This is a genomic window from Actinoplanes ianthinogenes, from assembly GCF_018324205.1.
GTDB lineage: Bacteria > Actinomycetota > Actinomycetes > Mycobacteriales > Micromonosporaceae > Actinoplanes > Actinoplanes ianthinogenes.
Genome location: NZ_AP023356.1, coordinates 8,046,908 through 8,058,863 on the forward strand (window position 1 = coordinate 8,046,908; position 11,956 = coordinate 8,058,863).

General features: G+C 71.7%; 12 protein-coding genes. 10 read left to right on the top strand and 2 right to left on the bottom strand.

What is annotated here, in order from left to right:
• Nucleotides 1-49: 49 nt before the first annotated feature.
• Both Aiant_RS36220 and Aiant_RS36225 read left to right on the top strand, forming a co-directional pair.
• Nucleotides 50-1,147, top strand: a complete 1,098-nt coding sequence (locus Aiant_RS36220; RefSeq protein WP_212846612.1) for a threonine aldolase family protein — start codon at nt 50-52, stop codon at nt 1,145-1,147.
• A gap of 96 nt (nt 1,148-1,243) precedes the next feature.
• The gene (locus Aiant_RS36225) at nt 1,244-1,621 is read left to right on the top strand and encodes an HPF/RaiA family ribosome-associated protein (protein WP_189331744.1); all 378 of its coding nucleotides are present in this window, start codon (nt 1,244-1,246) and stop codon (nt 1,619-1,621) included.
• Between the two features lie 49 nt (nt 1,622-1,670).
• Here the strand turns inward: Aiant_RS36225 and Aiant_RS36230 are convergent, their stop codons facing one another.
• Nucleotides 1,671-2,276: a GNAT family N-acetyltransferase gene (locus Aiant_RS36230; protein ID WP_189331743.1), complete on the bottom strand. Its 606-nt coding sequence runs from the start codon at nt 2,274-2,276 to the stop codon at nt 1,671-1,673.
• Nucleotides 2,277-2,320: 44 nt separating this feature from the next.
• Complete coding sequence (locus Aiant_RS36235; RefSeq protein ID WP_189331742.1) at nt 2,321-3,280, bottom strand: LacI family DNA-binding transcriptional regulator; 960 nt, start codon at nt 3,278-3,280, stop codon at nt 2,321-2,323.
• 150 nt (nt 3,281-3,430) lie between these two features.
• Here Aiant_RS36235 and Aiant_RS36240 point away from each other — a divergent pair, with 150 nt between their 5' ends.
• The 8 genes from Aiant_RS36240 to Aiant_RS36275 all read left to right on the top strand — a co-directional run bounded on the left by Aiant_RS36240 (nt 3,431) and on the right by Aiant_RS36275 (nt 11,935).
• Nucleotides 3,431-6,982, top strand: a complete 3,552-nt coding sequence (locus Aiant_RS36240) for a nitrate reductase subunit alpha (RefSeq protein ID WP_189331870.1) — start codon at nt 3,431-3,433, stop codon at nt 6,980-6,982.
• Nucleotides 6,982-8,559 (top strand): nitrate reductase subunit beta, encoded by a 1,578-nt coding sequence (gene narH / locus Aiant_RS36245; RefSeq protein WP_189331741.1) that lies wholly within the window; start codon nt 6,982-6,984, stop codon nt 8,557-8,559. The genes Aiant_RS36240 and narH overlap by 1 nt, the downstream gene beginning before the upstream one ends.
• On the top strand, nt 8,556-9,209 hold the full coding sequence (gene narJ / locus Aiant_RS36250; RefSeq protein WP_189331740.1) for a nitrate reductase molybdenum cofactor assembly chaperone: 654 nt from the start codon (nt 8,556-8,558) through the stop codon (nt 9,207-9,209). Before narH ends, narJ begins: the two co-directional genes overlap by 4 nt.
• On the top strand, nt 9,206-9,952 hold the full coding sequence (narI, locus tag Aiant_RS36255) for a respiratory nitrate reductase subunit gamma (protein ID WP_189331739.1): 747 nt from the start codon (nt 9,206-9,208) through the stop codon (nt 9,950-9,952). The genes narJ and narI overlap by 4 nt, the downstream gene beginning before the upstream one ends.
• A 63-nt stretch (nt 9,953-10,015) precedes the next feature.
• On the top strand, nt 10,016-10,591 hold the full coding sequence (locus Aiant_RS36260) for a cysteine hydrolase family protein (protein ID WP_189331738.1): 576 nt from the start codon (nt 10,016-10,018) through the stop codon (nt 10,589-10,591).
• 4 nt (nt 10,592-10,595) lie between these two features.
• Nucleotides 10,596-10,916 (top strand): carboxymuconolactone decarboxylase family protein, encoded by a 321-nt coding sequence (locus Aiant_RS36265; protein WP_189331737.1) that lies wholly within the window; start codon nt 10,596-10,598, stop codon nt 10,914-10,916.
• 77 nt (nt 10,917-10,993) lie between these two features.
• Complete coding sequence (locus Aiant_RS36270; RefSeq protein ID WP_212847288.1) at nt 10,994-11,506, top strand: class I SAM-dependent methyltransferase; 513 nt, start codon at nt 10,994-10,996, stop codon at nt 11,504-11,506.
• Nucleotides 11,507-11,638: 132 nt separating this feature from the next.
• Nucleotides 11,639-11,935 carry a hypothetical protein gene (locus tag Aiant_RS36275; protein ID WP_212846613.1) on the top strand — a complete coding sequence of 99 codons (297 nt, stop codon included), beginning with the start codon at nt 11,639-11,641 and terminating at the stop codon, nt 11,933-11,935.
• Nucleotides 11,936-11,956: the final 21 nt, after the last annotated feature.

The window sequence follows — 11,956 nt, forward strand, 5'->3', positions numbered from 1 at the left end:
AAGAAAGTGGCCCGGAAGTCTCCGGGCATTTTTCTGCGATCATCGTGCGGTGGCTGACGATGTGCGAGCGCGGCGGATCGCCGCGATGCGGGGGTGTGAGCGGCTGCTGTCCGGGGTGCGGCCGGTGACGGTGCGGGAGCGGCTGGCCGAGCTGACCGCGGTGGCCGGGCCGGAGCTGATGCCGGACTACTACGGCGACGGACTGGTCACCGAGCTCGAGGAGCGGGTCGCGGGACTGCTCGGGACCCCGGCCGCGGTCCATTTCCCGACCGGGACGATGGCACAGCAGGTGGCCCTCCGGTACGGCGCGGAGGTCACCGGCCGGCGGGCGGTGGCGCTGCACCCGCTCGGGCACCAGGAGGTGCACGAGCGCCGGGCCTATGCCGACCTGACCGGACTGCGGTCCGTCCACCCCACCACGGCGCCGCGCAATCCGACGGCGGCCGAGATCACGGCGCTCGACGAGCCGGTCGGGACCGTGGTGTTCGAGCTGCCGCTGCGGGACGCCGGGTTCGTGCTGCCGGCCTGGGCTGACCTGGTCTCGGCGGCCGAGGCGGCGCGGGCGGTGGGCGCCCGGGTGCACCTCGACGGGGCGCGGTTGTGGGAGTCGGCGCCGTACCTGGGACGGGACCTCGCGGAGATCGCGGGGCTGGCGGACTCGACGTACGTCTCGTTCTACAAGACGCTCGGCGGCCTGAGCGGCGCGGCCGTCGCCGGGACCGAGGCCTTCGCGGCGTATGCGCGGGCCTGGCGGCATCGGCACGGCGGGCAGCTGTTCCAGCAGTGGCCGGCGGTGCTGTCCGCGCTCGACGGCCTCGACCGGGAGCTGCCGAGGATCCCGGACTACGTGCGCCACGCCCGGACCGTGGCGGCGGCGCTGGCCAAGCTGCCGGGGGCGATCGTGGTGCCGCAGCCACCGCACACCAACCAGTTCCGGTTGTGGCTGCCGCATCCCGCGGGCCGGCTCAACGAGGCGGTGCTGACGTTCGCCGAGCAGGAGAGGGTGTGGTTCGCCGGGGGCTGGCAGCACACCGAGCTGCCCGGGCATGCGATGGCCGAGATCAGCGTGCTGGCGCCGGCCCTGGACTGGTCCGCCGACGACGTGATCGAAACCGGTCTGCGGCTGCTCGACCGGATGCACTGCTGATCCCGGATCGGTGATCGGCGTCCCGGGCCGGATTCAAGATCGAAGGACGGGGTAGAGGGAGGGTGTCCCGTTTTTCACCGGATGCAGGAGGTTCTGATGAGCGCAGTCGCGAACCCGGCCACCGTGCAGGAGTGCCTGCGGGTCGGCGCCGGTTTCTCGCAGGGCGACCGCAACTGGCTCGCCGAGCAGTTCGGTCCGCTCGACGCCCGGCTCGCCGCGTTCCACGCCGACGCCACCGAGCTGGAGATCACGGTGAAGGACCGCGATGCCCGCGGCCAGAAGGTGACGCTGGAGTGCTGGATCGGCGGCCGCGAGAAGATCGTGACCACGTCCTCGGAGGAGGACCTGCACGCGGCGGTCATGGACGTCCGCGACGACCTGCGCCGCCGCCTCAACGACTCGAAGACCAAGCAGGAGCCGCGCCACAACCGCCACCTGCGCGAGGTCCCGCCGGTCACGGAGATCCCGGAGTAACCCGTCACATCGGTGTGGAGCGGGCACGTGCGTGCCCGCTGCACCACCGTCAGGGCAGGTCTTTGCCCAGGTAGGTCAGCGGACCCGGATCCGGCACCGGCAGCACGGTGAAGCCGAGCCGGTCGTAGAACCCGCGGGCGCGAACGTTCGCCGTCAGCATCCCGAGGTGCACCCGAGGCGCCCCGGCCGCGGCCGCCGCCCGCCCGAACGCCGCGATCAGCTGCCGCCCGAACCCGCGCCCCTGGTAGGGCGGGAGCAGGTCGATGTGCAGGTGCGCCGGCCAGTCCGCCAGCTCCGGGACGATCATCCGCTCCGGCCAGAAGTGCAGCGCCACCATGTCCTGCTCGGCCGTGCGCGGCGGGGGTGGCGGCTCGGCGTACTTGTCGCCGATCAGCGGGATCCACTCGTCCCGGTAGCGCTTCACGAACCGGGGGGTGTCCGCGGTCCCGACCACGTAACCCACCGCGTCCCCGCCGTCGTCCAGCACGAACGCGAGCTCCGGCTCCAGGTGCACGTAGGGACCGGCGAACAGGTCGCCCATCAGGTCGTCGGTGAAATAGTGCCCGCGAGCGTCCTCGCCGGCGTCGGCGGTGCGGACACAGATGTCGTAGACCGCGGCCAGGTCGGCCGGGCGGTAGGGGCGAATCTCCGGCATGCCCGCACGCTAAGCCGTGGAAGCGCTTTCACCGCAAGCCTCGGTCAGGCCGTGGCCCGCAAGACCGGGGAGCTGGGGAACAGCGTCGTGGGCACCACCTCCCCGAGTGCTCTCCGGGCGGCCGCGGCGGCGATCTCCTCGACCGGGTGGGTGGCGGTGGAGAGCGCCGGATGCACGGCGCCCGCGAGCGGGACATCGTCGAAACCGGTCACGGCGACGTCGTCGGGCACCTGGATGCCGAGCGCGGCGAGCGCCTGGAGGGCGCCGAGCGCGGTGGCGTCGCTGACCGTGGCGATCGCGTCGGTGTCCGGCCAGCGGCGCAGGATCGCCCGTGCCGCGGCGCGCCCGCGGTCGCTGGTGAAGTCGCCCCGCACCACCCGGGCCGGCAGTCCCGCCGACCGGGTCAGCTCCCGGTAGGCCGCGACCGGCGCCGCCGACGCCGCCAGCCACGCCGGGCCGGAGATCAACGCTATCCGGCGGCGGCCGATGACATACAGATGGGAGAGCAGCGCCCCGACGCCCGCGGCGCTGTCGACGTCGGTCCCGCCCGCCCCGATCACGGCCGTCCGGCCGCGCAGGCGCGGCGGCAGGGCGTCGAGCAGCGCGCGGTCGTGCCCGGCCAGGACCAGCGCGGCCAGGCCCCGGTCGGTGGCCAGCTCGTCCAGGTCGGCGGCGCACTCCAGGCCCAGGTGGCGTACCGAGACGCCCAGACCGTCCGGACAGAGGGCGGTCGCGATGGCGGTCGTGGCTCGCGTGACGAACGGGTCCCGCAGGATGTCCGCGCGCTCGTCGCGGACCGCGAAGACGACCCGGGTCCCGGAGCCGCTGGCCAGTTGCCGTGCCACCGGGTGCGGCCGGTAGCCGAGCCGCTCGGCGGCGGCCAGCACGGCCGCGCGGCTGGTGGCCGAGGCCGGACCGGAGCCGGTCAGCACCCGGGACGCGGTGGCCGGGGAGACGCCGGCTTGCCGGGCGACATCGGCCAGTCCCGCTCGCGACTCTCGCATGACCCCAGTGAACACCAGAAGGGGACTTTGGTCCCGACCCGCGCGGGACCGCGGCCCTTCAGCCCGGGACGCGTGATCGACAACTCTGGGAGGCGAGCCACCGTTCACCGACCTGGGAGTGCCGACGTGTCACCCGAACCCGCTGCGCCCTTGCTGGCCGCGCGCCGCTTCCTCACCCGGGAGACGGTTGCCGACCACGGCCGCACCCTGCACCAGGTCAGTGACAACGACGGGGAGGCGTTCTACCGCGACCGCTGGAAGTACGACAAGGTCGTCCGCTCCACCCACGGGGTGAACTGCACCGGCTCCTGCTCGTGGAACGTGTTCGTCCGCGACGGCCTGATCACCTGGGAGCACCAGGCGACCGACTACCCGGCCGCCGGCCCGGACGCCCCCGACTACGAGCCCCGCGGCTGCCCCCGCGGCGCCTCCTTCTCCTGGTACGAGTACTCGCCCTCCCGCGTCCGCCACCCGTACCTGCGCGGCACCCTCGCCGAGATGTTCCGCGAGGCCCGCGCCCGGCTCGGCGACCCGGTGCTGGCCTGGGCCGAGATCGTGGAGACCCCGCTCAAGGCCCGCGCCTACAAGTCGCAGCGCGGCCGCGGCGGTTTCGTCCGCGCGTCCTGGGACGAGGCGATCGAGATCGTGGCCGCGGCGCACGTGTACACCACGAAGACCTACGGACCGGACCGGGTGGTCGGCTTCTCGCCGATCCCGGCCATGTCGATGGCCTCCTTCGCGGCCGGCACGCGGTACCACGCGCTGCTCGGCGGCACGCTGCTCAGCTTCTACGACTGGTATGCGGACCTCCCGATCGCCTCCCCGCAGATCTGGGGCGACCAGACCGACGTGCCCGAGGCCGGCGACTGGTGGAACGCGACGTACCTGATGATGTGGGGCTCCAACATCCCGGTCACCCGCACCCCGGACGCGCACTTCCTCGCCGAGGCCCGCTACAAGGGGACCAAGGTCGTCGCGGTCAGCCCGGACTACGCGGACAACGTGAAGTTCGCCGACGACTGGCTGGCGCCGCACCCCGGCACCGACGGCGCCCTCGCGATGGCGATGGGCCACGTGGTCCTCAAGGAGTTCTTCGTCGAGCGCCAGGTGCCCTACTTCCAGGACTACGTCCGCACGTTCACCGACCTGCCGTTCCTGGTGACGATCGCCGACGGCAAGGCGGACCGCTTCCTCACCGCCGCTGACCTCGGCGATCCTGACGGATCTCACAAGACCGTGCTCATCGATGCCGGGACCGGCGAGGTCGTCGTCCCCAACGGTTCGCTCGGTTTCCGGTACGCCGAACCGGGCCGCTGGAACCTCGATCTGGGCGATGTCGTCCCCGCCCTGGGCATCGCCGGCGACGAGACGGCGGAGATCGAGCTCGCCCGCTTCGACATCGGCGACACCGAGGGCGGCGCCACCGTCACCCGCCGCGTGCCGGTCCGCCGTGTCGGCGAGCACCTGGTCACCACGGTGTACGACCTGGTCCTGGCCCAATACAACGTCGGCGGCGAGGACGACCTGAACACCCCGGCCTGGCAGGAGCGGATCACCGGCGTCCCGGCCGCACTGGCCACCCGGATCGCCCGCGAGTTCGCCCGCAACGCCGAGCGCAGCCACGGCCGGTCGATGATCGTCCTGGGCGCCGGGGCGAACCAGTGGTTCCACTCCGACATGACCTACCGCGCTTTCATCTCGCTGGTCACCCTCACCGGCTGCCAGGGGGTGAACGGCGGCGGCTGGGCGCACTACGTCGGGCAGGAGAAGGCCCGCCCGGTCACCGGCCAGCAGCACATGTCGTTCGCCTTCGACTGGCAGCGCCCGACGCGGCACCAGGCCTCCACCCCGTTCTGGTACCTGCACACCGACCAGTGGCGCTACGAGCGGGTGCCGGCCGACGAGCTGTCCTCGCCGCTGGGCACCGGCCGGTTCAAGGGGATGGCGTTCGCGGACACGGTCGCCGCCGCGCAGCGGATGGGGTGGAGCCCGGGGCACCCGTTCTTCAACCGCAACCCGCTCGACCTCGCGGACGAGGCTGTGGCTGCGGGGCGGCCGATCGAAGAGTTCGTGGTCGGTCAGCTGAGATCCGGCAATCTGCGGCCGGTCGCCGAGGACCCCGACGACCCGGTCAACTTCCCGCGCTGCCTGACCCTGTGGCGGGCCAACCTGCTCGGCTCCTCCGGCAAGGGCAACGAGTACTTCATGCGCCACCTGCTCGGCGTCGAGGGCTCGGCCTCCGCCACCGAGTGCGGCCCCGGCGATCGTCCCCGCGACGTCGTCTGGCGCGACGAGGCGCCGGTCGGCAAGCTCGACCTGCTCACCGCGATCGACTTCCGGATGACCAACACCGGCCTGCACGCCGACCTGGTCCTGCCCGCCGCCACCTGGTACGAGAAGCACGACATCTCCACCACCGACATGCACCCGTTCGTGCACTCGTTCAGCCCGGCCGTGGCGCCGGCCGGCGAGGCGCACACCGACTACGACACGTTCCTGGCCCTGGCCGACAAGGTGAGCGAGCTGGCCGGGACGCACCTGGGTGTGCGTACCGACGTGCTCGCCGTGCCGCTGCAGCACGACACCCCGGACGAGCTGGCGATGCCGAGCGGACGGGTCCGGGACTGGAAGTTCGGCGAGTGCGACCCGGTGCCCGGCCGGACGATGCCGAAACTGATCACCATCGAGCGGGACTACACACAGCTCGGCAAGAAGATGCGCACGGTCGGGCCGCTACTGGACAGGCTCGGCACCACCACCAAGGCGATCACCGTCGACGTGAACCCGGAGATCGAGTATCTGAAGCATCAGAACGGCACGATCGACGGCCGCCCGTCGCTGGCCACCGCCGACCGGATGTGCGACGCGATCCTGACCCTCTCCGGCACCACCAACGGCCGGCTCGCGCACGCCGGCTTCGCCGAGCTGGAGAAGCGCACCGGTCAGAAGTTCACCGACTACATCGAGGGCCACGAGAACGACCGGATCACCTACGCGGACACGCAGCAGGCACCGCAGCCGGTCTTCACCAGCCCGGAGTGGTCCGGCTCGGAGAAGGGCGGCCGCCGCTACTCCCCGTTCACGATCAACGTGGAGCGGCTCAAGCCGTGGCACACCCTCACCGGCCGGCAGCACTTCTTCGTCGAGCACGACTGGGTCGCCGAGCTGGGTGAGCAGCTGCCCGGGTTCCGGCCGCCGCTGAACATGGCCCGGCACTTCGGCAGGCCGGGCGACGCGGTCGACGGCGGGGTGACCGTGCGGTTCCTGACGCCGCACGCCAAGTGGTCGATCCACTCGATGTACCACGACAACGAGCTGATGCTCGCGCTCTCCCGGGGCGGCCCGGTGATCTGGATGAGCGTCCCGGACGCGCAGAAGATCGGGGTCAGGGACAACGACTGGATCGAGGCGCACAACCGCAACGGCGTCGTGGTCGCCCGCGCCGTGGTCTCGCACCGGATGCCCGAGGGCACCGTCTTCCAGTACCACTCGCCGGAGCGCACGGTGAACGTCCCCAAGGCGGAGAAGTCCGGCAAGCGCGGCGGCTACCACAACTCGATGACCCGGCTGCTGATCAAACCGACCCATCTGGCCGGTGGGCACGCCCAGCTCACCTACGCCTTCAACTACTACGGCCCGATCGGCAGCCAGCGCGACGAGATCACCGTGATCCGCCGCCGTACGCAGGAGGTTGAGTACTGATGCGGATCCGCGCGCAGCTGGCGATGGTGATGAACCTCGACAAGTGCATCGGCTGCCACACCTGCTCGGTCACCTGCAAGCAGACCTGGACCAACCGGGAGGGCACCGAGTACGTCTGGTTCAACAACGTCGAGACCAAGCCCGGCATCGGGTACCCGAAGCACTACGAGGACCAGGAGCGCTGGAAGGGCGGCTGGAAACTGGACCGCTCCGGCCGGCTCACCCTGCGCGGCGGCGGCCGGCTCGCCCGGCTGGGAAAGCTGTTCGCCAATCCCGACCTGCCGGCGATCGACGACTACTACGAGCCGGCGACCTTCGACAAGGACATCCTGGTCGACGCGCCATCCCGGGAAGACACTCCGGTGAAACGGCCGCACTCACGGTTGACCGGCGAGCCGATGGCGATCACCTGGGGCGCCAACTGGGAGGACTCGCTCGGCGGGGACACCGCACGGGAGGACCCGAACCTGCGCCACCTCGCCGACAAGGTGAAGTTCGAGTTCGAGAAGACCTTCATGTTCCACCTGCCCCGGATCTGCGAGCACTGCCTCAACCCGGCCTGCGTCTCGGCCTGCCCGTCCGGCGCGATGTACAAGCGCGAGGAGGACGGCATCGTCCTGGTCGACCAGGACCGGTGCCGCGGCTGGCGGATGTGCGTGTCGGCCTGCCCGTACAAGAAGGTCTATGTCAACCACGCCACCGGCAAGGCGGAGAAGTGCACGTTCTGCTTCCCGCGCATCGAGGCCGGCCAGCCGACGATCTGCTCGGAGACCTGCGTCGGCCGGCTGCGCTACCTCGGCCTGCTCTGGTACGACGAGGACGCCGTGCTCGCCGCGGCCGGCGTCGAGAACGACGCGGACCTGCTCGACGCGCAGCGGGCCGTCTTCCTCGACCCCACCGACCCCGAGGTGCAGCGGGCGGCCCGGGACGCCGGGATGCCGGAGGACTGGATCGAGGCGGCCGCGAACTCGCCGGTCTGGAAGCTGATCGGCGAATACCGGATCGCGCTGCCGCTGCACCCGGAGTACCGCACGCTGCCGATGGTCTGGTACGTGCCGCCGCTGTCGCCGGTGCTGGACGCGGCCGGGGCGGCCGGGCGCGACGACACCGACGCGGACGACATCTTCCACACCATCGGTGACCTGCGGATCCCGGTGGAGTACCTGGCCGAGCTGTTCAGCGCCGGGGACGCCGAGGTGGTCGGCGGGGTGCTGATGAAACTGGCCGCGATGCGGTCCTACATGCGGGCCCGGACCCTGGACGGGACGGTGGCCGGGGAGCTGCTCGACGGGATCGGGATGACCGGGGAGCAGGTCGAGGCGATGTACCGGCTGCTGGCCATCGCCAAGTACGACGAGCGGTACGTCATCCCGGTCGCGCACACCAGGGACGCGGCCGCGCTGGAGGCGCAGGCCACCCGGCACAACGACTGCTCGCTGGACTGCTCCGGCGGGCCGGGCACGGGCGGCGAGCAGACCGTCGAGGCGTTCCACCTGACCGGGGAGCGGCCCGGGATCTTCTCCCGCGGCGACGGCCGCCGCGGCCTGAGCATCAACCCGCTGCGGGGACGGTCATGAGCGCCCCGGACCGCGCCCGGATCTTCCAGCTGGCGTCGCTGCTGCTCACCTATCCCGACGACGAGCTGCTGGCGGCCGGTCCGGAGCTGCGGGACCTCACCGGTGCAATCGAGGACGCACAGGCGCGGGCGTTGCTCACCGAGTTCCTCGACTGGTACCTGTCCGAGACGCCGATCGAGGCGCAGCGGCACTACGTGCAGACCTTCGACCTGCGGCGCAAGTCCGGGCTCTATCTCACCTACTACCTGCACGGCGACACCCGGAAGCGGGGGATGGCGCTGCTCATGCTCAAGCAGCGCTACCGCGCGCACGGGCTGCGACTCGCCGGCGGGGAGCTGCCGGACCTGCTGCCGGTGGTGCTCGAGTTCGCCGCGACCGTGGGGCCGGGGGACGGGGAGGCGCCGCTGCGGCAGCATCGGCACGGGCTGGAGCTGCTGCGCGCGGCGCTGGGGGAGACGCTTACGCCGTACGCGAAAGTCCTGGAAGCCGTGTGTGCCGTCCTGCCGCAACTCTCCGAAGCGGACCGTGCCGACCTGGCGGCCCTCGCCTTCGACGGTCCGCCGGTCGAGGCCGTCGGTCTCGACGCGGTGGGCCGCGGGCCGGACCTCGCCCCCTATGCCACTCGCAACGCCGCGGAGGTGGCGCGATGAACACCGTGATCTGGATCGTGGTGCCGTATGCCTGCCTGGCCGTCTTCATCGCCGGGCACGTCTGGCGGTGGCGTCACGATCAGTTCGGCTGGACCACGCACACCAGTCAGCTGCTGGAGAGCCGGCTGCTGCGGCTCGGGTCGCCGCTGTTCCACCTCGGTGCGTTCGGGGTGATCGGCGGGCACGCGATGGGCCTGCTCGTCCCGGCGTCGCTCACCGAGACGCTGGGCATCCCCGAGCATCTTTACCACCAGGTCGCGGTCTGGGGCGGCACGGTCACCGGGATCGTCATGGTGGCCGGACTCGTCCTGCTGATCGCGCGGCGGTTGGTCAGCGGCCGGATCCGCCGGGTCACCACCGGGATGGACAAGGTCCTCTACGCCTTCCTGGCCGCCATGGTCGTGCTCGGGATGACCGCGACCGTGGGCGAGAACCTGCTCGGCCCCGGCTACGACTACCGGGAGACGATCGCGGTCTGGTCCCGCGGCATCTTCTGGTTCCAGCCGCACACCGAGCTGATGACCGGCGCGCCGCTGGTCTACCAGCTGCACGCGATCGGCGGCTTCCTGTTCCTGGCGCTGTGGCCGTTCACCCGGCTCGTGCACGTCTGGTCGGCGCCGCTCGCCTACCTCTGGCGACCGTATGTCGTCTATCGGGCCCGTCGCGGGCCGGTGCCCGCCGGACCGCCGGCGCCCGCTGTGGTCCGGGACACCGCTTTACGGTACGACCGGAGCGGCCGGTAGCCACCGGAAATGTCGGGGGGTGGTCCTAGGGTGAGGTCGACTTCTTCCACGGGAGGGTTTGCCATGACCACTCTGTCCGACCGGCCGGGCACCGCGCTGCTGGTCATCGACGTGCAGACGGGTGTGATGCAGGAGGCGTTCAACCGCGACGCCGTGATCGGCAACATCGCCGCCCTGGTGGAGCGGGCCCGCTTCGAGCAGGTGCCGGTGCTGTGGGTGCAGCACTCCGACGAGGAGCATCTGCCCTTGCACAGCCCTCAGTGGGAGTTCGTGACGGAGTTGCCCCGGGCCGACGGTGAGCCGGTGGTGCACAAGAAATACGGGGACGCCTTCGAGGCCACCAACCTCGAGGAGCGTCTCGCCGAGCGACGGGTCGGCCGCCTCGTGGTGACCGGCGCGTCGTCCGACGCCTGCATCCGCTCGACGATCCACGGCGCCTTCACCCGGGGCTATGACGTGACGCTGGTCCGCGACGCGCACACCACCGGGGACCTGAGCGCGTGGGGCGCGCCGAGTCCCGAGCTGGTGGTCGCGCACACGAATCTGTACTGGGATTACACGAGCGCGCCGGGCCGCACCGCCGAGACGGCGGAGACCGCGGAGGTCAGCTTCGCGGCCGCTCGCCGCGCCGTACCGTGAGGGCATGGACGACGCGTATCTGCCCGAGGTCTACCAGCAGTTTCTCGGTCGCTTCCCGGAGGTGGCCGAGGCACAGGGCGCGCTCGCGCAGGCGGTGCGCGAGCGGAGCCCGTTCGATCCGCGCACCGATCGGCTGCTCCGCCTGGCGATGGCGATCGGCGCGCAGTCCGAGGGCGCCGTCCGGTCGAACGTGCGTAAGGCGCTGCGGCACGGCGCCACGCTGGACGAGGTGCGCGCGGTGGCGCTGGGCGCGATCACCACGTGTGGTTTTCCCACCGCGATCGCCGCGATGGGCTGGATAGAGGAAGTCGCAGAGGCGCAGTGACGGTACACAACGGGTGGCTGCGGAAGCTCGCCGAGGACCCGGGGCATTCGCAGTGGTACATCAACCGGTTCCGGGCCATGGCCGCCGAGGGGCGCGACCTGGTCGGGGAGGCGCGCCTGGTGGACACCATGGTGCCCCGCGGGGCGCGGATCCTGGACGCGGGCTGCGGTCCCGGCCGGGTCGGCGGCCACCTGGCGACCCTCGGGCACCAGGTGACCGGCGTCGACCTGGACCCGGAGCTGATCGCGGCCGCCGTCGCCGACCATCCCGGCCCCGATTGGCTGGTCGGTGACCTCGCCGAGCTGTCGCTGCCCGGGCCGCCGTTCGACGCGATCGTCTGCGCCGGCAACGTGATGACCTTCGCGGCGCCGGACAGCCGGGTGGAGATCCTGCGGCGCTTCGCCCGGCACCTGGCGCCCAGCGGCCGGGCGGCGATCGGCTTCGGCGCCGGGCGGGGTTATCCCTTCGACGAGTTCCTCGCCGACGCCGCCGTGGCCGGGCTGGTCCCGGGCCTTCTGCTGAGCACGTGGGACCTTCGGCCCCTCACCCCCGAGTCCGACTTCCTGGTCGCCCTTCTCCGGCACGCCTGACCCGCACCGCTCGTGACCCGGCTGCACGAGCCCCCGCGGGCCGGGGCGAAGTGATCGCCGCGCGGCGCCGTGCCGCTCGGCCGGTTTCCGGCGTGCGGCGCGGTGCGGCCGGTTTTCGGCGTGGAGTGCTGGGTGGTGCGGCCGGTTTTCGGTGTGGGGCGCTGGGTGGTGCGGCTGGTTTTCGGTGTGGGGCGCTGGGTGGTGCGGCTGGTTTTCGGTGTGGGGCGCTGGGTGGTGCGGCTGGTTTTCGGTGTGGGGCGCTGGGTGGTGCGGCTGGTTTTCGGCGTGGGGTGCCGGGCGGTTCGGTCGGTTTTCGCCGCGTGGCGCCGGGCCGTTCGGCCGGTTTTCGCCGCCCCGGCGGTGTCGGGACGGTCCCGGCAACACGGGTCCAAGGTCCCTGTTTGCGCCGGTCAGGTGCCGGAAGGCTGATCCTGCAGGGCCCGAGCCGGT